Source organism: Geothrix sp. 21YS21S-4 (assembly GCF_030845995.1).
Taxonomy (GTDB): Bacteria; Acidobacteriota; Holophagae; order Holophagales; family Holophagaceae; genus Geothrix.
Map to the genome: position 1 here is coordinate 2,248,590 of NZ_CP132719.1, position 25,992 is coordinate 2,274,581.

At 66.5% G+C, this 25,992-nt stretch carries 17 protein-coding genes; 13 read left to right on the top strand and 4 right to left on the bottom strand.

Translation table 11 applies throughout. The features are described from left to right. The first annotated feature begins 83 nt into the window (after positions 1-83). The 9 genes from RAH39_RS10305 (at position 84) to RAH39_RS10345 (ending at position 11,397) form a co-directional block, all read left to right on the top strand. Positions 84-995, top strand: coding sequence for a hypothetical protein (locus RAH39_RS10305; protein WP_306590013.1), 912 nt, complete (start codon positions 84-86; stop codon positions 993-995). Further along, positions 986-3,454: an ATP-dependent helicase HrpB gene (hrpB, locus tag RAH39_RS10310; RefSeq protein ID WP_306590014.1), complete on the top strand. Its 2,469-nt coding sequence runs from the start codon at positions 986-988 to the stop codon at positions 3,452-3,454. The genes RAH39_RS10305 and hrpB overlap by 10 nt, the downstream gene beginning before the upstream one ends. A gap of 129 nt (positions 3,455-3,583) precedes the next feature. Then, on the top strand, positions 3,584-3,958 hold the full coding sequence (locus RAH39_RS10315; RefSeq protein WP_306590015.1) for a holo-ACP synthase: 375 nt from the start codon (positions 3,584-3,586) through the stop codon (positions 3,956-3,958). A gap of 58 nt (positions 3,959-4,016) precedes the next feature. After that, a complete protein-coding gene (locus tag RAH39_RS10320; RefSeq protein ID WP_306590016.1) occupies positions 4,017-4,874 on the top strand; it encodes a CheR family methyltransferase in 858 nt (285 codons plus the stop codon). 17 nt (positions 4,875-4,891) lie between these two features. Then, positions 4,892-5,740 (top strand): HDOD domain-containing protein, encoded by an 849-nt coding sequence (locus RAH39_RS10325; protein ID WP_306590017.1) that lies wholly within the window; start codon positions 4,892-4,894, stop codon positions 5,738-5,740. Between the two features lies 1 nt (position 5,741). Then, the gene (locus tag RAH39_RS10330) at positions 5,742-6,605 is read left to right on the top strand and encodes an HDOD domain-containing protein (protein ID WP_306590018.1); all 864 of its coding nucleotides are present in this window, start codon (positions 5,742-5,744) and stop codon (positions 6,603-6,605) included. A gap of 9 nt (positions 6,606-6,614) precedes the next feature. Then, positions 6,615-7,745: a protein-glutamate methylesterase/protein-glutamine glutaminase gene (locus RAH39_RS10335; protein ID WP_306590019.1), complete on the top strand. Its 1,131-nt coding sequence runs from the start codon at positions 6,615-6,617 to the stop codon at positions 7,743-7,745. Continuing rightward, entirely contained in the window at positions 7,745-8,638 is an 894-nt protein-coding gene (locus RAH39_RS10340) for a hypothetical protein (protein WP_306590020.1), read from the top strand. Before RAH39_RS10335 ends, RAH39_RS10340 begins: the two co-directional genes overlap by 1 nt. A gap of 122 nt (positions 8,639-8,760) precedes the next feature. After that, positions 8,761-11,397, top strand: coding sequence for an ATP-binding protein (locus RAH39_RS10345; RefSeq protein ID WP_306590021.1), 2,637 nt, complete (start codon positions 8,761-8,763; stop codon positions 11,395-11,397). Between the two features lie 21 nt (positions 11,398-11,418). Here the strand turns inward: RAH39_RS10345 and lpxD are convergent, their stop codons facing one another. After that, positions 11,419-12,420: a UDP-3-O-(3-hydroxymyristoyl)glucosamine N-acyltransferase gene (gene lpxD / locus RAH39_RS10350; protein WP_306590022.1), complete on the bottom strand. Its 1,002-nt coding sequence runs from the start codon at positions 12,418-12,420 to the stop codon at positions 11,419-11,421. Between the two features lie 75 nt (positions 12,421-12,495). Between lpxD and RAH39_RS10355 the strand changes: the two genes are divergently transcribed. Both RAH39_RS10355 and RAH39_RS10360 read left to right on the top strand, forming a co-directional pair. Continuing rightward, complete coding sequence (locus RAH39_RS10355) at positions 12,496-13,293, top strand: prolipoprotein diacylglyceryl transferase (RefSeq protein WP_306590023.1); 798 nt, start codon at positions 12,496-12,498, stop codon at positions 13,291-13,293. Further along, entirely contained in the window at positions 13,290-14,279 is a 990-nt protein-coding gene (locus RAH39_RS10360; RefSeq protein WP_306590024.1) for an RluA family pseudouridine synthase, read from the top strand. Before RAH39_RS10355 ends, RAH39_RS10360 begins: the two co-directional genes overlap by 4 nt. 216 nt (positions 14,280-14,495) lie before the next feature. Here RAH39_RS10360 and RAH39_RS10365 read toward each other — a convergent pair whose 3' ends face one another. Then, positions 14,496-15,710: an AmpG family muropeptide MFS transporter gene (locus RAH39_RS10365; protein ID WP_306590025.1), complete on the bottom strand. Its 1,215-nt coding sequence runs from the start codon at positions 15,708-15,710 to the stop codon at positions 14,496-14,498. A 164-nt stretch (positions 15,711-15,874) separates the two neighbouring features. On the opposite strand from RAH39_RS10365, the gene RAH39_RS10370 reads away from it, so the two are divergent. Next, the gene (locus RAH39_RS10370) at positions 15,875-22,561 is read left to right on the top strand and encodes an RHS repeat-associated core domain-containing protein (RefSeq protein WP_306590026.1); all 6,687 of its coding nucleotides are present in this window, start codon (positions 15,875-15,877) and stop codon (positions 22,559-22,561) included. Next, positions 22,561-23,109 carry a hypothetical protein gene (locus RAH39_RS10375; RefSeq protein ID WP_306590027.1) on the top strand — a complete coding sequence of 183 codons (549 nt, stop codon included), beginning with the start codon at positions 22,561-22,563 and terminating at the stop codon, positions 23,107-23,109. Before RAH39_RS10370 ends, RAH39_RS10375 begins: the two co-directional genes overlap by 1 nt. Positions 23,110-23,211: 102 nt before the next feature. Here RAH39_RS10375 and RAH39_RS10380 read toward each other — a convergent pair whose 3' ends face one another. Both RAH39_RS10380 and acs read right to left on the bottom strand, forming a co-directional pair. After that, positions 23,212-23,493: a DUF1153 domain-containing protein gene (locus tag RAH39_RS10380; protein WP_373467323.1), complete on the bottom strand. Its 282-nt coding sequence runs from the start codon at positions 23,491-23,493 to the stop codon at positions 23,212-23,214. 512 nt (positions 23,494-24,005) lie between these two features. Beyond that, entirely contained in the window at positions 24,006-25,937 is a 1,932-nt protein-coding gene (gene acs, locus RAH39_RS10385) for an acetate--CoA ligase (protein WP_306590029.1), read from the bottom strand. Between the last annotated feature and the right edge of the window lie 55 nt (positions 25,938-25,992).

Sequence of the window (25,992 nt, forward strand, 5' to 3'; positions counted from 1 at the left end):
CTCCCGTCGAAGGGTCCATTCTACGCGACCGGGCCGGGAAGCGCCGCCGCCGGGATCCTCCCGGAAGGCCGTAGGCTGGAAGGATGTTCGCGGTCCCTTCCCTTTTCGCCGTCGCTGGAGGCGCCGCCGCCGCGCTGGCCGCGCTCCGGCTGCCGGGGCTGGGCCGGGATTGGCGGGCGGGCAGGATTCCCGCCACTCGGCTGCTGCTTCCCGGCGTGATCCTGGTGGAAGGCGTGGGCGCCGCGCTCGCGCCTGCCTCCCGCTGGGTCCTCCCCCTCAAGCTGGGCACCGCGCTGGGGCTGGAGGTTCTCCTCGTGGGGCTCGCCTTCCGCGCCTGGCGCCGCGCTGCGCCCGGAACGTGGCCCGAGGAGCGCCTGGCCTCCGCCCTGGAAGCCTTCCTCCCGCCCCGAGTGGCGCGGCTCGTGGCCCTGGAGATGACGACCCTCTGGGGCGCCCTGCGGTTCCTCGTGGGCGGATTCCGCGCGCCGGCGCCGGCGGGCTTCAGCCTCCACCGCCAGGCCGCGCTGGGCAGCCTCCTGCCCGTTCTTCCCCTGCTCCTCCCCGGCGATGTCCTCCTGATCCGCGCCCTCCTGTCCGGCGCGCCGACCTGGCTGCGGTGGACGCTGCACCTGTCCACGGCCTACGCGGTCCTGTGGCTGGTGGGGCTCTACGCGGCGATGAAGGAGCGGCCCCACCAGATTAGGGGCGAGGCCGTGGAGCTTCGCGTCGGCGCGGGAAGGTCCCTGCGGGTGCGGCGGGATCAGATCTCAAGCGCGACGCCGTTCCCCGATTTCGAGGACGACTGGACCCGCCGCGCCCACCTGCGGGACCTGCACCGCCTGATCACGCCGGGACCACCCATCGTGGAGCTGCGCTTCCGCGAGCCCGTGGCGGGCCTGGGCCTGCTGGGACCCACGCGGGCCCGGTGGGGCGCCGCCGTCTCCGTGGACGAGCCCGCCGCCTTCCTCGCCGCCCTGGGACACCCATGCGCCTGAACCTCCCCATCGATCCGCTGCTTCCGGAGATCGCCGCTTCCCTCCGGCGGAATCCCAACCTCGTGCTGCAGGCGGATCCGGGCGCGGGCAAGACCACCCGCGTCCCCTCCGCCCTGCTGGAGGAGGGCCTCCTCGGAACCGGCGAGTGCTGGATCCTGGAGCCCCGCCGCCTGGCGGCCCGGCTCGCTGCGACGCGCGTGGCGGAGGAACTGGGCGAAGCCCTGGGTCAGCGGGCGGGCTATGCCGTGCGCTTCGAGCAGAAGGTCTCCAAGGCCACGCGCCTGCGGTTCGTGACCGAGGGCCTCCTCCTGCGGCGGCTCCACGGCGATCCGGCGCTGAAGGGCATCGCCGCCGTCATCCTGGACGAATTCCACGAGCGGCATCTGCACACGGACCTCGCCCTCACCCTCCTCCGCCGCCTCCAGCGGACCACCCGGCCCGACCTCAAGCTCGTGGTGATGTCCGCCACCCTGGACGCCGGCCCCGTCGCCGCCTACCTGGACGCGCCGATCCTCACCAGCCGGGGCCGCGCCTTTCCGGTGGAGACGGCCTTTCTTTCCCGCCCGGATGACCGGCCCCTGGAGCTCCAGGTGGCCGACGCCGTGGACCGCCTGTACGGCGACGGACTGGAGGGACACACGCTGGTCTTCCTCCCCGGCGCGGCGGAGATCCGCGCCTGCCTGAAGAGCTGCGAGGCCGTGGCCGCGCGGCGGGGCCTGAGCCTCCGGCCCCTGCACGGCGACCTGTCGCCGGAAGCCCAGGCCCACGCCCTGGAGGCCAGCGACCGGCCGAAGGTCCTCCTCAGCACCAACGTGGCCGAGAGCTCCGTCACCCTGGACGGCATCGGCGCGGTGGTGGATTCGGGGCTGGGCCGCGAGGCTTCGCACTCGCCCTGGTCCGGGCTGTCGGGCCTGCGGACGGTGCGCATCAGCCAGGCCCGGTGCGTCCAGCGAACGGGCCGCGCCGGACGCACCGGGCCGGGCCGCTGCGTGCGCCTGTTCACCGAAGCCGATTTTCGCGCCCGGCCCGCTTTCGACCTGCCCGAACTCCAGCGGGCGGATCTGGCCGAGCCGCTGTTGGCGCTGCACGGCCAGGGGATCGCCGATCCCGCGGCCCTGGCCTGGTTCGAGGCCCCGCCGGAACCCGCCCTTCGCGCGGCGGAGGAACTGCTGACCCGCCTGGGCGCCCTGGAGAACGGCGGCCTCTCGTCCCTCGGCCGCCGGATGGCCGACCTGCCGCTGCATCCCCGCCTGGCGCGCCTGGCCGTGGCGGGGGAGGACCTCGGCATCCCCCAGCTGGCCCTCCGCGCCGCGGCCCTGCTGGAGACCGGCAGCCTCGCCGCCCGCCAGAACCTGGATCGGGCGCCGGCGAAAGCGGGCCACGGAGCGGATTCGGACCTGCTGCTCCGCCTGGACCAGTTCGAGGAGGCGGAGGCCGGCGGCTTCGGCGCCGGAGCGTGTCGGGCGGCGGGCCTGGATCCGGCGGCGGTGCAGCGGGCGCGGCGGGCCGCGCAGTCGCTGGCACGGCTTCTCCCGTCGCCGGCCGAACCGGCCGACGCGGAGCCGCGCCTGCTGAAGGCCCTGCTGCGGGCCTATCCCGACCGGGTGGGCCAGCTGTCCGCCAACGGCACCTGCGCGTTCGCCGGAGGCGGGGGCGCCCGACTGGATCCCACCAGCCGCGTGCGGCGGCCGGGCCTGATCGTCGCGCTGGAGGCGGAATTCCAGAAGCAGGGCGCCGGCGGCCAGAGCCTGGTCCGCCTGGCCTCCCGGATCGAGGCGGATTGGCTGCTGGACGCCTTTCCTGAGCGGCTGGAGGACGTGGACGAGGTGGTTTTCCAGGCTTCGGCGGGCCGGGTGGAGCGCCGCAACGAGATCCGCTACGACGGGCTCCCCATCGACGCGAGCCGCGGGCCGGCGGATCCCGCGGATCCCCGGGTGGCGCGACTGCTCGCCGAAGCCCTCCGGGACCGCCCGCTGGAGGAGATTCCCGCGCGGCTCCTGGCCCGTTTGGCCTTTCTCCGGAAGCACCGGACCGACCTGGAGCTGCCGGAGGACCTTCTGGGCCCGCTGCTCACCGCCGCCTGCGCCGGCCGGACCACCCTCCGCGAAGTCCAGGACGTGGACTGGCCCGCGGCCCTGCGGCAGGCCTACCCCGCCGACACGCTCCGCCTGTTGGACGCCTGGGCCCCCGACGCGGTCCAGCTTCCCAAGGGCCGGCCCACGAAGGTCCACTACGAGGGCGATTCTCCCTGGATCGCCTCGCGCCTCCAGGATTTCTGGGGCCTGAAGAAGACGCCCGCGGTGGCGGGCGGCGCGGTGCCGCTGGTCCTGCACCTGCTCGCCCCCAATATGCGCGCAGTGCAGGTCACCACCGACCTGGCCGGCTTCTGGCAGCGGGCCTACAAGGAGCTGCGGCCCGCCCTGTCGCGGCGGTACCCCAAGCACCACTGGCCGGAGTGACGGCAGGCTGGGAGGCCGGCGGTTCTTGGGCTACCGTCATCCCATGATTCTCGGCCTTGGCACAGACCTCTGCCCTCCCGACGCTGTGAAGTCGGGCCCCGGCGAGGAGGGAATCATGCAACGGAGGTTATGGCTGTGATCGTCGGACTTGGCACAGACCTCTGCCCTCCCTCCCGCTGGCGGCACCTCGTGGAGCGCTTCGGCGCGGAGAAATGCGCGGGGCGGATCCTGCATCCGGACGAGGCGGCCTACCTCCTGCGGGGCAACCGGGAGCGGCTGCCGGAGCGGCTGGCGGGGCGCTGGGCGCTGCGGGAGGCCTTCGGGAAGGCGCTGGGGGTGGGGCTGGACGGCTGGTCCTGGAAGGAGTTGCGCTACCGGGACGGGCGGCTCTGGACGGAGGGCGCCCTGGCGGATCTGCTGGCGGAGCGGGGGATCGCGCGGCTCCACGGGAGCGTGACCCACGACGGGGATGTGGCCCTGGCCGTGGTCGCCCTGGAAAATTGACCCCCTGGAAATTCAAGACTCGCCGGTTCCAGCCCGATCCCCGGAAGAGGACGACTCGATGGATCCCCTCCAGGCCAAGCAGCAGATGACCCTCGCCGAGTTTCGGAGCCTCCGAGACTTCATCTACGCAAAATCAGGCATCTATTTCAGCGAATCCAAGCAGTATTTCGTGGAGAACCGGCTCAGCAAGCGGATCGGCGAGCTGAAGCTGCGCAGCTACGGCGACTACCTGTCCCTGCTCCAGGGGATCCAGGGGCCGGCGGAGCTGAAGCGCCTGTTCGTGGAGATCACCACCAACGAGACCAGCTTCTGGCGCAATCCCCCCCAGATCGAGGCGTTCCAGAACATCGTCCTGCCCGAGGCGGCCAAGGCCGCCCGCGCCCGGGGCCAGAGCCGCCTGCGGATCTGGTCCGCGGCCTGCTCCAGCGGGGAGGAGCCCTACACCCTGGCGATGATCTGCCAGGACCTGAAGGATTCCGTCCTCCGCGGGCTGGCGGTGGAGATCCTGGGGACGGACATCAGCGAGAAGGTGCTCACCCAGGCCCAGGACGGCGTCTACAACAGCTACACCCTGCGGAACCTGACGCCCGACCAGCTCCAGCGCCACTTCCTGGGCCTGGGGAAGGACCTGTACCAGGTCAAGCCCGACACCCAGCGCTTCACCACGTTCCGCCACTTCAACCTGGTGGACTACGCCGCGTACCGTCAGTTGGGTTCTTTCGACGTGATCTTTTGCCGCAACGTGCTCATCTATTTCGATGAGACCGTGAAGGGCCAAGTGCTGAAGGGCTTCCACGACCAGCTTCATCCCCGCGCCTACCTGCTGGTGGGCCACAGTGAAAGCATCCATGCTTTCAACACCGGGTTCGAGCTGCTGCACTTCAGCAAGGCCATGGGATACCGGAAGCGGACCTGAGCGGCCAGGAGCGGATCATGCCCATCACCCCCCAAGAGCTCATCGCGAACCTCGGCGACCTGCCGCCCCTGCCCCAAGTGGCTTCCCAAGTGCTGCGCGTGTCCGCGGATCCCGACGCGACGGCCGAGGACCTCCGCAAGATCGTCTCCATGGACCAGGCCCTCACCGGCCAGATCCTCAAAATCTCCAATTCCGCGATGTTCGGGATGGTCCGGGAGGTCACCACCCTGACCCAGGCCATCATGACCCTGGGATTCTCCACCATCAAAAGCGTGGTCATCGCCAGTTCCGCCAAGAACCTCTACCACCGCGGCACCGTGGGCCTCCAGGAGCGCCTGATCTGGGAGCACGCCCTGGTCTCCGCCGTGGCCAGCCGCGCCTTCGCCAAGGGGCTGCGCTTCGTCCGCGCGGAGGAGGCCTTCATCGGCGGGCTGCTGCACGACATCGGGAAGTCCGTGATGGGCGTGAAGTTCCCCGAGCGCTACGCGGCCCTCCTCCGCACCGTCTACAACGAGGGCGGCGTCTGCCTCGACCTGGAACTGGAGACCTTCGGCTTCGACCACGCCATGGTGGGCGAGGCCCTGGTGAGCCGCTGGAACCTGGCCCTCAGCCTGCAGGCGGCGGTCCGGTGGCACCACGATCCCATCCACGCCCCCGAGGACTATCAGGAACTGACCGCCATCGTGGCCCTGGCCAACCATTTGGCCCTGGAGGAGAAGGTGGGCATCGGCGATCCCGCCCACCTGGAGGGCGCCACCCTCCAGGCCATGGAGATCCTCAAGCTCGGACCCGAGGCCTTGGACGGCCTGAAGGAAGAGGTCCGCAACAGCATCGAGCAGAACAAATCGATGATCGCGGAGTTCTGAGATGATCACGCGGGAGCAGTTCGTTTCGCGCCTGAAGGCCAAGACCCTGCCGAGCCTCCCCCTCACGGTGGTGGCCCTGGGCGAGGCGGTCCAGGACGAGCGTTGCAGCGTGGACCGGATCCTCGGCGTCCTGTCGAAGGATCCGCCCCTGTCCGCCACGCTCCTGCGGCTGGCGAATTCCCCCCTCTACGCGGGCGAGGGCTCCGTGATGGACCTCCGCACGGCAGTCCTCCGGCTGGGTTTCGACGCCATCGCCAACCTCGGCACGGGGGCCGCGGTCATCCGCACCCTCAAGGGCGGCACCCACCTGGATGCCCTTCGCTTGTGGCAGCACAGCGTCGCCGTGGGCCTCACCGCGAAAGGCGTGTGCGTCCTAGCCCGCCGCCACGGCCAGGCGGAGACGGCCTTTCTCACGGGCCTGCTCCACGACATCGGGAAGGTCGCCCTGGACACCTGCTTCCCCGAGGAATACCAGGGGGTCCTCCAGGCGGTGGCCGAGGGTTCCTACTTCGTGGACGCGGAGCGGGCCGTGCTGGGGCTGGACCACGCCGAAGCCGGCGCCCTGCTCGCCGAGAGCTGGTCCTTCCCCCAGACCATCGTGGAGGTCATCCGCGACCACCACGATCCGCGGCCCGAGGACTTCCTGCCCAACCTCATCCACCTCTGCGACTTGCTGGTGCGCACGCGGATCCCCATGGGCCCCGCCGACGAGCGCCTGATGGTGTCGCTGGATGAACATCCGGCCTTCCGGGCCGTCCTCGCCGGCGCCCTCCACAAGGACCTGGATGTGGAGCGGCTGACTTTCTCCATCGACGACGAGGTGGACCATGCCATGGCCTTCGTCGAAGCGGCATTCCAGGCCTGAGGTACGCACATGAATTCGACGATCCGCATCCTCGTGGTGGACGACAGCCCCTTCATGCGGAAATCCCTGCAGAAGATGCTGGAGGAAGCCCCTGACCTGCGCGTGGTGGCCACGGCCCGCGACGGGATCGACGCGCTGGAGAAGATCCAGGAGCACAAGCCCGACATCGTCACCCTCGACATCGAAATGCCGCGCATGGACGGCCTCACCTGCCTGAAGAAGATCATGGCGGACCACCCCATGCCGGTGCTGATGGTCTCCAGCCTGACCCAGGAAGGGGCCCAGGCCACCCTGGACGCCCTGTCCATCGGGGCCCTGGATTTCATCCCCAAGGAGAGCAGCTTCGCCAGCATGAGCATCCTGCAGATCCAGCAGGACCTGCAGGAGAAGGTGCGCCGGCTGGCCACCAGCCCGCGCTTCCACCGACCCGGAGCCCACCCGCACGTCCCCCATCCCGCACCCTCGGCGCCGGCCCACCCGCCCGCCTTCCCCTCGCTTTCCACCCCCGCCGCGAAGCCCGCGCCCCGCGCCCCGGCCCCCGTGGGCGGCACCCTCGCCGGCAGCCCCCAGGCCGAACTCCTGGTGCTGGGCAGCTCCACGGGCGGGCCCAAGGCGCTGCAGGACATCCTGCCGGCCCTTCCCGCCAACCTGCCGGTGCCCTGCCTCATCGTCCAGCACATGCCCAGCACCTTCACCAAGCCCTTCGCGGACCGGCTCGACGGGCTGTGCAAGGTCCACGTCAAGGAAGCGGAGCAGGGCGAGCCCCTCAAGGCCGGGACGGTCTACATCGCCCCCGGCGGGATCCACATGACCTACGGCCCCCGCGGGCCCAAGGGCTGCATCGAACTGAGCACCGAGCCCGTGTCCTCCCTCCACCGCCCCAGCGTGGACGTGCTCTTCCTGAGCGTGGCGGAGCTGTTCCAGGGCCCGACCTTCGCCGCGATCCTCACCGGCATGGGCGCCGACGGCGCCAAGGGCATGGAGCAGCTCAAGCGGAAGGGCGCCCACACCCTGGCCGAATCCGAAGAGTCCTGCGTGGTCTACGGCATGCCGCGGGCCGCGGTGGAGCGGGGCTGCGTGGACCTGGTCGCACCGCTGCCGGACATCCCCGGCCACATCCGGCGCCACTTCAGAATCTGATGGACGGCGCGGCTCCGCTCTCGCCGACCGTCCTCGCGTCCCTGCGGATCCCCGCGACCGCGGGGCCCGCGGCCGCCGACCTGCTCAAGGCCCTGGTGGGACAGACCCTGGAGGCCACGCTGGGCTCCGCCGGCCCGGACGGGGTGCGCCTCCTCCTGGCAAACGGGAAGGAGCTGACGGCGCGGGGGGACCTTCCCTTCCCGGCGGGCAGCGCCCTGGCCCTCAAGGCCGTGCCCCTGCCCAGCGGGGCGGGGATCCAGCTCCAGGTGGTCCGCGCCACGCCTCCGCCCGCGTCGCCGGTCCTCCAACCCCTGGCGCAGGGGGAGGCCGCCCCGCTCCTGGCGCGGCTGCTGCAATCCCCCGCCTCGGCCCTCCAGCCCCTGGCCGCCCTGTTCCGCGCCCTCTCCGGCGGCACGGCGGCGGAGGAGCCCGACGCGTGGGCCACCTGGCTGAAGGAGGCCTTCCAGTCCCTGGCGGATCCGGCCGCGTCCCCCGATGAGGCCGCGTTCCACCGCCTGCAGGGGCAGGAGGACAGCGGCTGGTTCGAGGTGCCCCTCCCCTGGGCGGCAGGGGCCGAGCCCCTGCGGCTGTGGGTGGAGGCCGATCGGGATTCCGGCGAGGACGCCGGCAGCGAGCCGGTCCATCGGGTCTTCCTCAGCGTTCCCTTCACCGAGCTGGGGGACGTACGCGTGGGCCTGGAGCAGCGGGCGGCGGGCCTCCGGGCGAAGGTGTGGCTCAGCGATCCGGCCCAGCTGGAATCCGGCCGCGCGGCCCTGGAGGCGGAACTGGGCGCCCTGGGCCGCCCCGTGGACCTCCGGATCCTTCCCCTTCCCCCCCAGGCCCCGGACCTTCGCGCCATGGCCGGGGGCGCCTCGCTGTCGGCCCTGGGATGATTTTTCACGCCTCGCATTTAATCGGCATTTAAAATTCATTTCCTTTATAAATCACATTGGGGATGACAGGGTCGCGCTGGGACCTGCGCATCCGGTACCTTCCCGGCCATTCTGAGGATGATGTGGGTTTTCGCCGTTCCTTCGCGTTCCGTCTGCTGTCCCTTTTCCTCCCCCTGGCCGTGGTGGTGACCGCAGCCGCCTGGGCGGGCTACCGGGCGGAGACCCTCCGGCGCCACGCGTCCCACGAGAGCCGAGAGCGGTCCCGGGTGGAAGCCGGGGTGGTCTCGCTGGGATCCAGCCTCGAATCCATCCGCGGGGACCTGCGCTACCTCATCGCCCAGCTCCGGCTGCGCCACGCCGTGGAGGCCCCCGGAGCCGAGGCCCTCGAGCGGATGGCCCAGGACTGGGTGGGCTTTTCCCGGGCCAAGCCGGTGTACGACCAGATCCGGTGGCTGGACGAGACGGGCATGGAGCGCATCCGCATCAACCAGGGGGGAGGGACGCCGGTGATCGTCCCCCAAAGCCAGCTCCAGAACAAGGCCGACCGCTACTACTTCGTGGAGGCCCAGGCGCTCAAGGAAGAGGGGATCTACGTCTCCCCCCTGGACCTCAACGTCGAGAACGGCCAGATCGAGCGGCCCCTCAAGCCCACCATCCGGGTGGCCTCGCCCGTCCGCGATTCCCAGGGGCGGCGGCGGGGGATCGTCATCCTCAACTACCGCGGCGACACCCTCCTGTCGCTGTACGCCAAAGCCACGGGAAATCACCTCAACCGCGCGTGGCTGACGAACACCTACGGCTACTGGCTCAAGGCCACGAATCCGGAAGAGGAGTGGGGCTTCCAGTTGGGCCGTCCCGACCTGAGCGTCGCCCGTCGCCATCCCGATGCCTGGGAGCGGATCCTGACCGAAGAGCAGGGCCAGTTCCCGACCCCGGAAGGGCTGTGGACGTTTCGCACCGTGGTGCCCTTCCGGGACCAGGCCGATGCGGGACCCGCGCCTTTCGGCGTCCCCACGTGGAAGTCCATCTCCCTTCTGCCCCACGCCAATTACAACGGCGGGCTGGCGGGACTGGCGACCGTTCTCAAGGTTTCGGTCGCCACCATCCTCTTGCTGTGGTTCCTGGGGTGCTGGCGGCTGGTCCGCGCCCAGATCGCCGAAGAGAAAGTCCGCACGGGGCTGGAGGATCTGATCGCCGAGCGCACCCGGGACCTCGACGAGAAGAACCACGCCCTCGCCGCCAGCCTCAAGGAGAGCCAGCGGCTCGGGACGGCCCTCCACCAGGCCGCGGAATCCGTCCTGATCACCGACGCCGGGGGCACCATCCAGTACGTGAACCCAGCCTTCACCGCCGTCACCGGCTACGAATTCGAGGAAGCCGTGGGCGCCGCGGCCGGGGCGCTCCTCCGCAGCGGCAAGCACGACGCGGACTTCTACGAGGCGATCCGCACCGCCGTGGCGGCAGGGAAGATCTGGAAGGGCCGGGTGATCAACCGCCGCAAGGACGGAAGGCTGATCACCGAGGACACCACCATCTCGCCCGTGGTGGACGCCTCCGGCGCCATCCGCGAGTCCGTCACGGTCAGCCAGGACATCACCGCCGAACTGGAGCGGGAATCCCAGTACCGCCAGGCCCAGAAGATGGATGCCGTGGGCCGGCTGGCGGGCGGCGTGGCCCACGATTTCAACAACCTGCTGATTCCCATCCTCGTCAACAGCGACCTCCTCCTCCAACGCCCCGATCCGGATCCGCAACTGACCCTGCTGGCGGCGCAGATCTCCGAGGCCGCCGGCCGGGCCAAGCGGATCGTCCAGCAGCTCCTCGCCTTCAGCCGCAAGCAGACCCTGGTCCTGGAGCCCACGGACCTCAACCAGGTCGTGGTCCACTTCAACCAGCTCCTGACCCGGATCCTCCACGAGAACGTGGAGGTCCACACCGTCCTCGCCGAGCACCTGCCCCTCGTCCGCGCCGATGCCGGCCAGATCGAGCAGATCATCATGAACCTCGCCATCAACGCCCAGGACGCCATGCCCCACGGCGGGCGCCTGACCTTCAGCACGGAGATGGCCGAGCTGGACGAGGCCTACGTCCAGACCCACCCGGGCGTCGCTCCCGGCTCCTACGCCATGCTCGCGGTCAGCGACACCGGCCACGGCATGGCGCCCGAAACCTTCGAGAAGATCTTCGAGCCCTTCTTCACCACCAAGGACAAGTCCAAAGGCACGGGGCTCGGGCTGTCCACGGTCTTCGGGATCGTCCAGCAGCACCGGGGCAGCATCTGGGTCTACAGCGAGCCCCATCACGGGACCGTGTTCAAGATCTACCTGCCCCTGGCGAAAGATCTGACCCTCCCGGTCGCCGCACCGCCCGCCGAGCCCGAGCGCGTGCGGGGAACGGAGACCATCCTGATCGTGGAGGACGACACCGCGGTGCGGGACCTCGCCACCCGGATCCTCCGCCAGCAGGGCTACACCGCCCTCGCGGCCCGGGACGGGCAGGAGGCCCTGGAGCTGCTGGCGGGCGAAGGCGCCTCCAGCCGTCTGATGGTGGTGGACGTGATCCTTCCCGGGATGAACGGGCGGGACCTGTACGCCCTCGCCGCCACGCGGATTCCCGGACTGCGCGTCCTCTACATGTCGGGCTACACCGACAACATCATTGGCGAGGACGAGTTGCTGGATCCGAAAACGCCGTTCCTGCAGAAGCCCTTCTCCATCGCGGGGCTCACGGCCAAGGTGCGCGCGGCCCTCGACGCCTGAAGCGCCGAGGGGACCGCGGCCTCACTCGGAATTTCCGGCCCGGCGCAGCTGTTTCATGAGGCGGGGCAGGCGGTTGAGGGCGGCTTGGGCCTCGGTCCATTCGCGGTGGGGGCGGGCGGGGAACCCCGTGACGAAACTGCCCTCGGGCAGGCTCTTCGCCACCACGCTGTTGCCTCCGACGACGCTCCGGCTGCCGATCTCGATGTGGCCGATCACGCCGACCTTGCCCGCCAGGGTGACGTAGTCCCCCAGCTTCGTGGACCCGCTGATCCCGGTCTGGCTCACCAGAAGGCAGTGGTTCCCCACCTGCACGTTGTGGCCCACCTGCACCTGGTTGTCGATCTTGGTGCCCGCGCCGATGCGCGTGGGGCCCAGGACGCCGCGGTCGATGCACACGCAGGCGCCGATCTCCACGTCGTCGCCCACCTCCACCCAACCCACCTGGGGGATCTTGGCGTGGCGGCCCTCCACGAGGACGTAGCCGTACCCGTCGCTTCCCACCACCGAGTTGGCGTGGACCGCGACGCGATTCCCCAGCCGCGTGCGGCGGTAGAGCACCGCGCCGGGAAACAGCTCGCAGCCTTCCCCGAGGACGCAATCGTCGCCGACGTGGACGCCCGGATGGATTACCGAACCCGCGCCGACCACCGTCCGCGCGCCCACCGTGGCGCTCGGCGCGATGCGGCAGCCCTCTCCCACCGCGGCGGAGGGATGGACCGGGCGCTCGCTCCACTCGGGCGCGGGCTCGGGATGCAGCCAGCCGATGGCCTGGGCGAAGGCCCAGTAGGGATGCTTCACCCGCAGGACGGGCCGATCGCCCAGGTCCACCGCCGCATCGGCGAAGATCAGGCCCGCGGCACTTTCCTTGGCCTTCGAGGCATATTTGGGATTGGCCAGGAACGACACGGATCCCGGGCCCGCCTCCTCCAGCGGCTTCACTTCGGAAATCGCCCGATCCGGGGGACAATGCTCCAGGCTGCCGCCCAGCCGTTCCGCCAATTCCTGGGCCGAGAGGGTCGGCATGGGCGCTCCTTATGGTCTGCCAACCTCCAGTCTCCAGCCTCCGGGCTCCCGCCTCAACCTCCGCCGCGGACTTCCATGCATCCAGTTCTTTTCGAGATCGGTTCGTTTCCCCTCGGCACCTACGGGTTGCTGCTGGCGATCGCCTTCTTCGCGGGCACCGCCCTCGCCAAGCGCCAGGCGAAGCTGGACGGGCTGAATCCCGCCGCCATCACGGACATGGCCATCGCCATGCTCATCGCCGCCATCGTGGGCTCCAAGCTGCTGATGGTGGTGGTGGACCTGATCAACGGCACGCCCGTCCGCGAGGTGTTCTCCGTCGCCACCCTCCGCGCCGGCGGCGCCATCCACGGCGGAATCATCGCCGCCACGGCCACGTTCTTCTGGAAGCTCCGCAAGGGCCAGGGACTGCCGCTCCGGACCACCGGCGACGCCCTGGTGCCCGGCGTCGCCCTGGGCCAGGCCATCGGCCGCCTGGGCTGCTTCTCCGCCGGCTGTTGCTACGGGACGGAAAGCCACGCCCCCTGGGCCACGACGTTCACCGATCCCATCGCCCACGCCTTCAGCGGGACGCCCTTGGGCATCCCGCTCCATCCCGTCCAGCTCTACAACACCCTCGCCAACCTGATCGTGATGGCCATCCTCCTGCTGGCCCGCCCCAAGCGGGCCTTCCAGGGGCAGATCTTCGCCCTGTACTTCCTCGTGGAGGGGCTGGGGCGCGTGATCACCGAGACCTGGCGCGGGGACGTGGACCGGGGCACGGGCTGGCTGGGCTGGGCGTGGCTCAGCACGGGCCGCCTGACGGGCCTCGGCTTCATGCTGCTGGGCCTGGGGCTGTGGGTGTTCTGGAGCCGCCGCAAGCAGGAGACCGCATGATCCGCCTCGTCGCCGAAACCGGCGCCCCCCGCCTGGACCGGTTTCTCGCCGACCGCTTTTCCGAAGTGCCCCGCGCCCGCTGGGACATCCACGTGCGCGCGGAACTGGTGAAGGTCAACGGCCAGCCCGTGTCCAAGGGCGGAACGAAACTGCGCCCCGGCGACGTCGTGGAGACCGACCTGCCCGTGATCACCGCGCCCGCAGCCCACCTGGAGGCCGAGGATCTCGAACTGCCCACCCTGTTCGAGGACGGCCACCTGTGGATCGTGGACAAGCCCTCGGGCATGGTGGTCCATCCCGGCCCCGGCCACGCCGGCGGCACCGTGGTGAACGCCCTGCTCCACCGCCTTCAGACGCCCGTCGCCGCGATCGCCGGCGAAGAGGGAAGCGAAGGGGAGGACGCGGAGGAACTGGCCTCGGGCTGGCCGGGCCTCGTCCACCGCCTGGACCGCTATACCACGGGCTGCCTCTGCCTCGCGAAGACCGCCGAGGCCCAGCGCGGCATCCAGGCGCAGTTCAAGGCCCGCACGGTGGAGAAGCGCTATCTGGCGCTGGTCCGCCATTCGCCCCGCCTGCCCACCTTGGGCAGCCTGCTGGTGGACGAACCCATCGCCCGCCACAAGCAGGATCGCCTCCGGATGGTGGTGGCCGCGGGCGGACGCCCCGCCCAGACCCGCCTCCGCGTCCTGGCCCGCACCACCAGCGCGGCCCTCGTGGAATGCGAACTGCTGACGGGCCGTACCCACCAGATCCGCGTCCACCTCGCCCACCTTCGCGCGCCCCTGATGGGGGATCCCCTCTATGGCGGCCCCGGCCGCTGGAAGGATACGGCGGGCGGCGCCCTGCTCCTGCCCCATCCCGCGCTCCACGCCTGGAAGCTGTCCGTGGACCACCCCGTCACCGGCCTCCGCATCCACGGCGAGGCGCCCATTCCCGACGCCTTCCGCGCCCTCGCGGCCTCGCTGGGGCTGGAGATCCCGCTCTAAATACCAATCGGCGCTCAAGACCCAAGATTTTCTTTCACCACCAAGACACGAAGACACCAAGAAAAGATGTGTTCGATCCTCCCGCTCTTCTTGGCGCCCTTGGTGTCTTGGTGGTGATCCTTAAGCCTTTAAATGCAAACTGGCATAAGAAATCATCCAAGAAGGCCAAACTGGCATTCATGTCTTCTTAGCGGTGAGTCCTTACTTTTTCGAGGCTCAGACCACGTCGTCCTCCGGCAGGCCCCAGCGGTCCCATAGCAGCAGCAGGAGCAGCCCCGGAATCGCCGCGGCGGCGCAGACGGGGAAGTAGAGCTTCCAGCCGTACCACTCGGCCATGAATCCCGTGAGCCCGCCGAACACCGTTCTCGGAAGGGCCATCAAAGCGCTGAACAGGGCGTACTGGGTGCCCGTGTAGCGGCGGTTGCAGGCCCCCATCAGCAGGGCCGCGAAGGCGCTGCCGCCCATCCCGTAGGCGAGGTTCTCCAGCGTGTTCGCCGCCACCAACAGCGGCAGGTGCCGCCCCAGGAGGGAGATGGCCCAGAAGCCCAGGATGCTGCCCGCCTGGACGAAGCCGCAGATCCACAGCGCCTTCCGCAGGCTGATGCGGGTCAGCATCCACCCGCCGAGAAGGCCACCCACGATGATGGCGGCCATGGCGGTGGTCTTCTGGACGGTGCCGATCTCCAGCTTGGTGAAGCCCATCCCCCGCAGCAAAAAAGGGATGGTCATGGATTCCGCCAACCAGTCGCCCAGCTTGTAGAACACGGCGAAGGCCAGCAGGTAGGCGATGCCCTTGCGCTGGAGCAGGTCCTTCAGCGGGCCCGAAATGGCTTCCTTCAAGGTCCGCGGCGCCGGAGCCACCGCGTCCGTATTCGTCGCCAGCCAGGTGCCCAGGGCGCCGAGCAGCGTGAGCCCGGCCATGACCAGATAGGTGCTCCGCCAGCCGAAGGTCTGGGCCAGAATGAGCGCCAATCCGCCGCTCACCAGCATCGCCACGCGGTAGGCGGCGATGTGGATGCTGTTGCCGAGGCCCAGGTGCTTGGCATCCAGAGCCTCGGCCCGCCACGCGTCCACGGCGATGTCGAAGGTGGCGCTGGTGACCGCCACCGCCAAGGCCAGGAGCACGACGCGCAGGAGGTCGAGGTGGGGCTGGGTCAGGGCCAACAGCCCCAGGGCCGCCGCCATGCCCACCTGCATGGCCAGCATCCACCCCCGCCGCCGCCCCAGCCCCGGCAGGGCGTAGCGATCCAGGAAAGGCGCCCAGAACACCTTCAGGCTGTAGGGCAGCGTCACGAAGCTGAACAGCCCGATGGTCGCCAGGCTCAGGTTCTCGTCCGTCATCCACGCCTTCAGCGTCGAGCCCGTCAAATAGAGCGGCAGCCCCGACGCGAACCCGAGGAGCAGAAGGACGGAGGTCTGGCGGGGCTTCATGCCCACCAGACTAGCCGGGGTGGCGTCCCAGCCAAACGACCTCAAAACACGAGATGCTCGAGTGAGAAAATTCCAGATTGATTCTTTACCTATAGCTATTCATTCGGCTAGCCTCCAACCATCGATCTTGAGTGCGGTCATCAGGGAACGGGGGCGTTGTGCGGATGTTCAAAGCGGCTGTGTGGACCTTCCTGTGGGTCCTCGGAGGTTCGTGTGCCCTGAAGGGGCAGATCGATACGACAACGGCCCTCACCCAGGCGCCTTCGGCCTCCTATCACGTGTCCTCCCGGCTGGGAGGTTTCGATGCGATCACGGGAAAAGGGTCGTTTTCGCTGCCTCTAGGTCCCACCCTCCCGGGTCGGATTCCCGCCGGATTCTCTCTGAACTTCGACGGCACCGGCTTGATGGGCAGCTTTCGGCCCGTGACGTGGCGTCTGGGAAATTCCTATCAGACGCCCCAGGCTGCATATTCCAACACCGTGACCCTCTTCGGTTCGGACCTCGTTTTCCACTCCTTGCCGTCCAGCCTGGTTCCTTCTGCGACTTCCCTTCAGACCTGGATGACTGCCCGGCGAGTGGATACGGGTGAGGCAGCGGCGGATGCGAGGATCAATGAGATCCGCAACTCGGGAGCGCAAATTGTCTCCGGGCCCACCAAGACATTCATTCAGGATGCGATCCAGGCCACGACGGACGGAACCAAGTTCCTGGCGTGGTACCACTGGCGCATCACCTATGGCCTCCCCAATCCCAAGAACCCCGATGTAGACGAGCGCACCGTCAATCAAGACATGCCCATGAATTGCGCGGTCATCAACGGGGATCAGGCCGTTTTCCAGTCCGAAAATATCACCTATGTAACCACGCTTTGGGGAGACAAGGTCTCCATCCTCGAAACAACCGCTCAAGACGGCTTGAGCGCTTCGTTTACGATTCGAGACGAAGTGGTGCCCTCCAATAGCCTTACCCTTAGCGTGAACACCTCACTGCCAGCCACGGGCGATCAGAAATTCCGTTCCGCCACCTTGGGCGTGACCGCCACGGGCGCACTCTCCGGTCTTCCCGTAGCCATAGCTTCCGGCTTCTACCTCCATCCCACCAGTTTGCCAAATTGGACCGGCTCGACCACGTGGGCGGGGGCCTTCCTTCCCATCTCTCACACTTCCCGAGCCGTGGATGGCACTGAGCGCACCACCACATTCCAGTGGAACTACAGCTTGGTGCCAGGTTTCAGCCTTGTTATAGAAGGCATATCTGCCGGAGAACTCGGCATCCGGAAAATGCAGCACTCAGATGGCCTCGTAGAAAAATTCGCCGGTTCTGGCGCCCCAACCTACGGGAATAAATGTTGGAATTTCGCTTATGGAACATGGACCGGCTTTAAAGCAGGAAATTCCATGTCTTCGATCGGGCCCGGCTTTTCCGGCATCGACCGCATTCAGACGGATGGGACGGGAAGCAGCACCCGCGTCTCTCGGATCATTCCGTGGGGATCTTTCGATGCAAGCTCCACCCCTCATGTCTGGCGATGGAGTTCGTTTGACCAGAAGACGCTGATCTACGCCTTCGATCGCCCGACCTTTTCCAGCGGCCCCAGCGGCCTTCCCTATCGTCTGACGCGGCTGACACACGTGTCCTTGCCCGGAAGCGACCCTTCAAGCTCCACCGCGTTTCTGGCCTACACGTCGGCCGTCGTGCAGGCGGAATCCCTGTACGGCACGGGCGTGGGAAGTGATTGGAGCCCCCAGGGGGCTACCACCACGTCGGTCATCCAGTATTCCGGATGGGATCTGAGTTCATGGATCAATCCCACCAATGCATTGCTCTACCCCACCACAGCGGTTGCCACGCGCGTCCAGACCTTCACCCCGGATCTCCCCACCAAAACCACCCTCGTGGGAGATCTCAGCAAGAACGGCAGGGATGCGCGGGGTCCGGTGCGGACGGATGAATCGACAGATGGGCCAGCCGGCTTGCCGGCCCTGAAAACCGGTAGGGAGACGCCAGCCTGGAATTCCCCCCCGTCAAATCCTTCCCTGGACGGGAATGTGCGCCGAACGGGCGTGGTCACCCGCGAATGGCGTGATTCCCTCGCCGCGCTGAAGACGTTGACGGACCAAAAGACCTTGGCGGGAAGTGCCCTACCCAACCTCCGAGGCGTGGCCTCGGCGGATTTCGGGACGACGACGTACGCCTATGATGCGTTGGGCCGGATTTCGAGCCAGAAGGGGGACCGGGGCGGGTTCACGGCGGAGGAGCAGCGGAGCTATGTGGACGGGCTGCCGCTGCTGCGGGAGACCACCCAGAATGCCCTGACGGGGCCCGGCGGGCCCTACTACCCCAATCCTGACAATTCCGGCATGGTGGCCGGAAAGGTCTACACCTGGGCGGACACGCACGTCCAGGGAGGTCCCTCCACGGTGAGGGACAAGATCGACGGGCGGACGGAGTCGTTCCATTACGACGACCTGGGGCGGGAGACGGGCCACACGGACGTCCTGGGCATCACCACCACCACGAGCTACGACGCCTGGGGACGGAAGTCGCAGGTGACGCGCCTGGCGCGGGGCGGTGTGGGCGCGGTCACCACCGACTACGCCTACGACGTGAACGGGACGTGGAAGGACGAGACCCTCACCGCGGATGGCAGGAGCCTCCGCACCCGGACGAACCTGGACGCCTTCGGGCGGGCGGTGAAGGTCACGGCCTACGACGCCAATGGAATCCAGGCCACGTCGCAGAGCTTCGGCTACGACGGGTTCGGGCAGAAGGTCCGCCAGAGCCCCGTCCTGACAAGGACCCAGGCTTCCTGGGGAAACGAGACCTGGGCCTACGACGGCCAGGGGCGGATGACGGACCACTGGGACGCCCAGGGACGGCTGCTCCAGCATGTGACCCTTCAACCCACCTGGACCACGATCGGCGGAATCACGGCGGTATGGACCACGATCCAGGACGACCGGGGCTTCACCCGGTCGGAGGCGGTGGACCTGCTGGGGCAGAAGCGGGCGGTGATCGACCAGGCGGGCCAGCTGAGCGAGTCCTTCTACGACCAGGACGGCCACCTGATCCAGACCCTGCAGGGCAACCAGCAGCGGAGCTACACCTACAACGCCATGGGGTGGCTGACCAGCCGGACGGAGCCCGAGGAGGGGACGACGGTCTATTCGAAGTTCACCCAGGCCGGAGCGCCGCTGGTGGTCCAGCAGTACGGCCGGAGCGGGGGGAGCGTCCGGAATGCCTTCAGCACGGTCCTGAACGACCAGCTCCTGCCGGCGATCCAGAGCGCCTCCGGACCCGAGGGAAGCGTGGTGCGGACCCTGACCTATGACCCCGCCACGCGGCTGCTGACGGCGCTCCAGGAGACCCAGCCCAACGGGACCCTGACGGAGGCCTACGGCTACGACGACCTGTTCCGCGTTTCCAGCAAGACCGTCTCCGACGGCGCCCAGAGTTTCAATGTCAACCGCGCCTTTGATGCGGCGGGACGGGTGACGAGCCTCACCTATCCCGCCGCCGCCGGCCGCCGGGACGTGGTGGGCTACACCTACGACGTCCTGGGTCGGATGTCGGCGGTGACGGTGAACGGAGAGACCCGACCCCGGGGATCGATGGTCTACGACCAGGTCTCGGACACCTCCGTCAGCCAGGTGCTGACCTACGGGAACAACGCCTGGACCACCAGTCGGGCCGATCGCGGGGAATTGGCCCAGGTGACCCACGTCGCGCCCGCGGGCACGTTGGAAGACCATACGATGGCCTGGACCCCCGGGGGCCTGCTGACGCGCCGGGGGACGGACACCTTCGGCTACGACGCCCTCCAGCGGCTGAGTTCCGCCCACGTGCTCAACCCCCAGACGGGAACGTATGTGGACCAGGGCTTCAGTTACGACCGCTACGGAAACCGCACGTCCAGCACCACCACGGCCCCCGCGGGCACCCTTCCGGCCACGTCCGAAGCCCTCACCTGGACCGCCGCCTACGGCAGCAGCAACGACCTGCCCGCCACTGTGGCCGCCGTGGGCGGGAGCCTCGCCACCGGCGCCCTCTACGACGACCTGGGGCGGATGAAGCAGGTATGGACCACGCCGGGGCAGGCCGCCACCCAGACCGCCTGGACCTACGATCCCTCGGGCAGGATCGTCAAGGAGAATGGGACCGCCTACCTGCTGGACGGGCAGGGCCTGAGGTTCCGACGGTCGAAGGGGGACGGATCGATCACTTACACGGTCTACGGCTTCAACCGGGAACCCCTGGTGGTGATCAGCAATGGAATGGCTCCGGGAGAAGCCACCCTCGAGAATGGCGTCACACCCTCAGGGGGGCCCTCCGCCACCACGCATGGCGGAGGGAAAGCTGTTCGCATTTGGCACAAGCAGGGTACGAACTGCTCCCTTGATAGATATTTAGGAAGATTCGAGGCTGGGGACATCGTGACGGCCACGGTGTGGTGCAGGACCGACCCTGGGACCACGGCCACTCTTTTTCTCGGGGATGCGGGCGGACCCGATCCCTATGACAACCAGAGCGTGGCCTCCCTGGATGGGAACGGGAAGTGGCAGTGCCTGACCGTGAGCCGGACCCTGTCCCATGCCGATGACCTGTGGATCTACATCTACGGGAACGTCATGGGGAACGACCCCGCGAATTCAACCAGTGTGTTGTACGACGATGTTACGGTAACCAGTACCCGGAAAGGCGTGGTGCTGCAGGATGGATTTGAATCGGGCTTCGGCGATTGGGATTCGGCAGGTCAGCCCAATGACCTTCTCTCGTCTTCTACTGCCACGACCTACACCGGCCATGCTGCCGTTCGCATCTGGCACAAGCAAGGAACGAATTGCTCCCTTGCCAGGTACTTAGGGAAATTCGATCCGGGCGACATCGTCACGGCTACGGTGTGGTGTAAGACGGAGCCGGGGACCGCGGCGACTCTTTTTCTCGGTGATGCGGGCGGAGTCGATCCCTATGACAATCAGATGGTGATCCACCTTGATGGGAACGGGGATTGGCAGCGCTTGACCGTGCATCGAACCATGTCCCATGCGGATGATATCTGGATTTATATCTATGGGAATGTCATTGGAAACGACCCGGCGAATTCCACCAGCGTGTTGTACGACGATGTCAGGGTGACCAGCACGCTGAAGGACGTGGTGTTTCAGGATGGATTTGAATCGGGCCTCGGCAATTGGGATTCGGCGGGGCAACCCGGTGACCTTCTCTCCTCCTCCACGGCGACCACGTACAGCGGCCATTCGGCGGTTCGGATCTGGCACAGGCAGGGAACGAACTGTTCCCTGGACAGGTATCTGGGAAGGTTCGAGGCGGGGGACATCGTCACGGCCACGGTGTGGTGCAAGACCGAGCCTGGAACCGCGGCCACCCTTTTCGTGGGTGATGCGGGCGGAGCCGATCCCTATGACAATCAGGCGATTCAGAGTCTGGATGGGAATGGGGATTGGCAGCGCTTGACCGTGAACCGGACCTTGTCCCATGCCGATGACATGTGGATTTACATCTACGGGAACGTCGTGGGGAACGACCCGTCCAATTCAACCAGCGTCCTGTACGACGAGGTCACGGTCACCAGCACCCGGAAAGGCGTGGTGCTCCAGGATGGATTTGAATCAGGCTTCGACAATTGGGATTCCGCAGGCCAACCCAACCAGTTGGTCTCCGCTGTTAACACCTATTGGGAACGATCCATGGTCTACGGCTTCGGTCAGCTCCTCAGCGAGAGCCGGCCGGATGGGGTGATCTACATCCAGGGGGATCAGGTGGGGAGTCCCAACGTGATCACGAATGCCAGCGGGGTTCTCGTGAACCGGACGAAGAACCTGCCCTTTGGCGAGCGGCTGATAGACGGGCTGCCCGGCGCGCCCAAGAGCCTGCGGCGGTTCACCAACCACGAGGAGGACCCCGATTCGAACGCGATCTACATGCAGGCAAGGACCTACCTCGCAGGCTACGGGAAGTTCGTCCAGGTGGATCCCGCCTACGACCAGACCAAGGATGATCCCGAGACCTGGAACCTCTATAATTACGTTACGAACAACCCCGTCACCAAGACCGATCCGGATGGACGGATCATGAGCATCCCCGAACAGCAGCAGCAGGCCTGGAACAACTTTTATTCAACCCGATTTGGGGATGCATTATATGCAATAAGCAATGTATCGATGGTTTTAAGGAATACAGGTAGGGATAGTTATACCCTCTCCATAGATACCGACATCCAAGCAATCGGTAGAGAGACGATCTTTACCAACTTTCGAAAAGAAGCGGAGGGACCCTCTACTAATACCAAACCCGCCCAAAGAGGGGCTGTTGATGGTTCAGCTTCCAAGAATGCACTTGTAGCCGGAACCCGAGATCTCTCGGAGAAATCTATCCAGGCGCTTGAGAAAGCACTGGGAACAGGCTCCACGGAAAAAACATGGAGAGGTGCTATCGAGAGTGCTGCCGAAGCCAAGGGAATAGACCCGAATCTTCTAGTTGGATTAGGGTTCAAGGAATCAACCCTGAACCCCAATGCGGTTAATGGTGAAGCTAAGGGGATGTTCCAGATACTTCCCGCGCGACAAGCTGATCTACATTTGAGCACTGAAGATCTATTTACGCCTAAAGTCGTTGCAGCAGTTGCGGGAGCACTATCGGGTGCAATCAAGACATTTCATGGAAACACTGATCTAGCTATCGCTTCATGGACTCTTGGTGCTGGCAGAACACAAAGTGTATTTGCCAAGGAAGGTATGGATGGAGTTCGAAATAGATTATTAGATGCTCGGAACCCATCATATGGTCGTCTTGGTATTAATTATATCGATATTATCAGGAGTTTTCAATGATGATTAAAAAAATGGTTGTCTACAATTTTGCCAAATTGATTACATTGTTTATATTTATGGGCATTGGATCTAATTCTATACAGGCACATGATGTCGGAATCTCTATTCAAGAATTTAGAAATATTATTAATAAAGTTCCAGACTCTAAGGCACACATAGAATCAATTTTGGTTTTTGCGCCTGAAGAGCGTGTTGCAATCCTATACAGTGATTTAACGCGAGGATGGGGCATTTGGGTCTATCAAAAACGCGGTTTAAAGCTTTGGGAGTTAGTATGGGGATCTCCCAAGCTAGATGATTCTTTCTCTATAAGTTCACCCGATCGATTTAAATTATGCAATCTTCCAACCGGAGAGCGAGGTATACAATTCTCAGGGTGTGGAGCACATAATTGCTCGGATATTTATTCTGTAATGATCTATGTACCTTCACAAAATAAATCATATTCGGTCTCCCATCGTTTGGATCGAATTGATTATTCATTTATTCCAGTTGTGAGCGATGAGAACCTATACAAGGAATATTTAGGTGAACAAATTCGGAACTAACCGCGCAAACAAATGGAGCCCAGGGTCTGACAGGTCCACCGGGGCAGTTAGACAACCTGCAACAGAAGGCTAAAGACGCCACAATCAAGGCAGGTGAGGTTTCTAGGCAGAAGTTTGGGCAGCTCGATGTCTTCGCGTATGGTGGCACTGGGGGTCCTTGAGCTGCCGCTCGTACTGCTCCTTCACGTCCAGGGGCTTGACCCGGAGGGCGTTCTCCATCCCGCACTTGCCATCCTCGATCCAGCCTTCGATCTCCGAGGGCGGAAGGTCGAAGGCCCGGCTGGTTTCCGCCACTGTCGTCTTCCCCTGGATGATCTCCATCACCAGCGCTGCCTTTCGGCGTGCCGTCCATCGTTTGATCTCGTCTTCCATGGCTCCACTCATGGGGTCTCCTTTGGAGTATCCCCTGAGCAGCTTTTCACTGGGTCATTACAGGCTTGCGTAGAGAGGAGCCAACCCTGGTTGAGGTGGACATGAAGCTCGGCCATCCAGGCGGAATCGGCGGCTGCGTTGGGTCCCACCCAGCCTCCCCCGGCAGCCAACGTCCCAAAGTATAGATATGGGCAGCCTCCGGAGATGCGACCCATTGCCGGAAATGAGAGAGGTGGTGAGGGGGTCTGACCGGGGGGAAATAGACATCCCCGCACCTGTGGATCCAGAGGAGGTGGGGGTGGCTGGAGTTGTCGTGGGCTGCGACCAGGGTTTTCAGATCCTCAATGGTGGCTGGGTTCTCTGTTGTTCCATAGGTCCCGAATGAGCTGAGTGCAATCAGGACCGCATTGAAACAACATGCCGTGTCGAAAGAGGCAGGAGATTCTCGGGCCGGTACTTTCTAGGTTTCAGCCTTCAGAGATGGCCTGATCGGGGTCGGTATACGCCGCAGGGTGCGATTCGAATCAATCCGCGAGCGTGCTCAAATCCCCCGGATCCTGCCCCAGGGCTTCGGCCTTGAGGGCGCGGCGGACGATCTTGCCGGAGCGGGTCTTGGGGAGACTGGCGCGAATCTCGATCTCGCCCGGGGCGGCGATGCCGCCCAGGTCCTCCCGCACGTGGTCCTTGAGGCTGGCGATGAGGCCCGGGCCCGTGGGCACGCCCGCCTTCACCACGACGAAGGCCTTGATGCACTCGCCCTTGATGGGATCGGGCAGGCCCACCACGGCGCTCTCGGCCACGGCGGGGTGGCGGAGGAGGGAACCCTCCACGTCGGCCGTGCCGATGCGATGGCCCGCCACGTTGAGGACATCGTCCGCCCGGCCCAGGACGGCGATGTAGCCGTCGGCGTCCTTCACGGCGACATCGCCGGCGCTGTAGCAGCCGGGGATGTCCCGCCAGTAGTCCTCGTAGCGCTTCGGATCGTTCCACACGGTGCGGAGCATGTAGGGCAGCGGAAACTTGACCACCAAGAGGCCGCCCTGGCCGTCGGGAACGGGCGTCCCGTCGCGGTTCACCACCGCCAGTTGGGCGCCGGGCAGGGCCTTCCCCGCCTTGCCCGGCCGGGCCTCGAAGGTGGGCAGGGTGCCGATGACGGGCCCGGCGATCTCGGTCTGCCACCAGTTGTCGACCACCATCCCGTTCCCCTGCCCCACCAGGTGCTGCTGGGCCCAGCGGTGGGCCTCGGGGTTGAGGGGCTCGCCAGCGCAGGCCATCAGCCGGAGGCGGCTCAGATCGAATTTCCCGGGCGCCTCGGCGCCGTGGCTCATCCACATGCGGATGGCGGTGGGCGCGGTGAACATCACGTTGACGCCGAACCGCTCGCAGATCTCCCAGGTGACGTCGGGGCTCGGGTAGTCCGGCGCGCCCTCGCGGCACAGCACCGTGGCGCCGATGCTGAGGGGGCCGTAGACGATGAAGCTGTGCCCCACCACCCAGCCGATGTCGGAGGTGCTCCAGTAGATGTCGCGCTCCTGGATCTGGTAGAAGGCCCGGCTGAGGTAGTTGACGCCCACCAGGTATCCGCCGGTGGCGTGGACGACGCCCTTGGGCTTTCCGGTGGTGCCGCTGGTGTAGAGGATGAACAGGGGGTGCTCGGCGTCCACCATCTCGGGATCGCAGTGGATCTCGCGGCCCTGCTGGATGTCGTAGAAGTCCTTCTCCCGCTCGCTGGCGAAGGTGACGGGCGCGTCGCCGGGACGGGAACCGCGGCGGTGGACGATCACGTGGTCCACGGAGGCCAGGTCGCGCACGGCCTCGTCCACGATGGGTTTCAGCGCCGTGGCCTTGCCGCGCCGGTAGGTGAAGTCGGAGCACACCACCACCCGAGCGCCGGCATCCTCGATCCGGGTGCGGAGGGCCGCGTGGCCCATGCCCGCGTAGACCACGCTGTGGATGGCGCCGATGCGGGCGCAGGCCAGCATGGAGATGATCCCTTCGGGCGTCAGCGGCATGTAGAGGATCACGCGGTCGCCCTTGCTCACGCCGAGCCGCTTGAGGGTGTTCGCGAAGCGGTTCATCTCGCGGTAGAGCCGGTTGTAGGTGTAGGACCGCTCGTCGCCGTCCTCGCCCACCCACAGGAGGGCCGCCTTGTTGCGCCGGTCGCTGTGGACGTGGCGGTCGATGCAGTTGACCGTGGCGTTCAGCTTCCCGCCCAGGAACCACGCGTGGTGCGGCGCCTCGAACTGGAAGACCTCCGTCCACGGCTGGTGCCAATCCAGCGCCGCAGCCTTGTCCCCCCAGAAGGCGGCGGGATCCGCCTCGGCCAGGGCACGCTCCACTTCGTAGTCGATGGCGGCCTGCTTCGCCAGCCAGCCCCGCATGGGAATGGACGGCTCGCCCTTCTGGAGCGCGTCGATGGTGGCCCGCTGGGTGAGGCTGATCTCCACGTCGCTCATGGGCGGCTCCGGGAAAACGGATGGATTGTCGGGATGGCTGGAGGGAAGGTAGCAC

Excerpts from the sequence above, each read along its gene's own strand:
- RAH39_RS10305 (WP_306590013.1), top strand. The coding sequence starts at position 84 with ATGTTCGCGGTCCCTTCCCTTTTCGCCGTCGCTGGAGGCGCCGCCGCC.
- hrpB (WP_306590014.1), top strand. The coding sequence starts at position 986 with ATGCGCCTGAACCTCCCCATCGATCCGCTGCTTCCGGAGATCGCCGCT.
- RAH39_RS10315 (WP_306590015.1), top strand. The coding sequence starts at position 3,584 with ATGGCTGTGATCGTCGGACTTGGCACAGACCTCTGCCCTCCCTCCCGC.
- RAH39_RS10320 (WP_306590016.1), top strand. The coding sequence starts at position 4,017 with ATGGATCCCCTCCAGGCCAAGCAGCAGATGACCCTCGCCGAGTTTCGG.
- RAH39_RS10325 (WP_306590017.1), top strand. The coding sequence starts at position 4,892 with ATGCCCATCACCCCCCAAGAGCTCATCGCGAACCTCGGCGACCTGCCG.
- RAH39_RS10330 (WP_306590018.1), top strand. The coding sequence starts at position 5,742 with ATGATCACGCGGGAGCAGTTCGTTTCGCGCCTGAAGGCCAAGACCCTG.
- RAH39_RS10335 (WP_306590019.1), top strand. The coding sequence starts at position 6,615 with ATGAATTCGACGATCCGCATCCTCGTGGTGGACGACAGCCCCTTCATG.
- RAH39_RS10340 (WP_306590020.1), top strand. The coding sequence starts at position 7,745 with ATGGACGGCGCGGCTCCGCTCTCGCCGACCGTCCTCGCGTCCCTGCGG.
- lpxD (WP_306590022.1), bottom strand. The coding sequence starts at position 12,420 with ATGCCGACCCTCTCGGCCCAGGAATTGGCGGAACGGCTGGGCGGCAGC.
- RAH39_RS10355 (WP_306590023.1), top strand. The coding sequence starts at position 12,496 with ATGCATCCAGTTCTTTTCGAGATCGGTTCGTTTCCCCTCGGCACCTAC.
- RAH39_RS10360 (WP_306590024.1), top strand. The coding sequence starts at position 13,290 with ATGATCCGCCTCGTCGCCGAAACCGGCGCCCCCCGCCTGGACCGGTTT.
- RAH39_RS10365 (WP_306590025.1), bottom strand. The coding sequence starts at position 15,710 with ATGAAGCCCCGCCAGACCTCCGTCCTTCTGCTCCTCGGGTTCGCGTCG.
- RAH39_RS10370 (WP_306590026.1), top strand. The coding sequence starts at position 15,875 with ATGTTCAAAGCGGCTGTGTGGACCTTCCTGTGGGTCCTCGGAGGTTCG.
- RAH39_RS10375 (WP_306590027.1), top strand. The coding sequence starts at position 22,561 with ATGATTAAAAAAATGGTTGTCTACAATTTTGCCAAATTGATTACATTG.
- RAH39_RS10380 (WP_373467323.1), bottom strand. The coding sequence starts at position 23,493 with ATGAGTGGAGCCATGGAAGACGAGATCAAACGATGGACGGCACGCCGA.
- acs (WP_306590029.1), bottom strand. The coding sequence starts at position 25,937 with ATGAGCGACGTGGAGATCAGCCTCACCCAGCGGGCCACCATCGACGCG.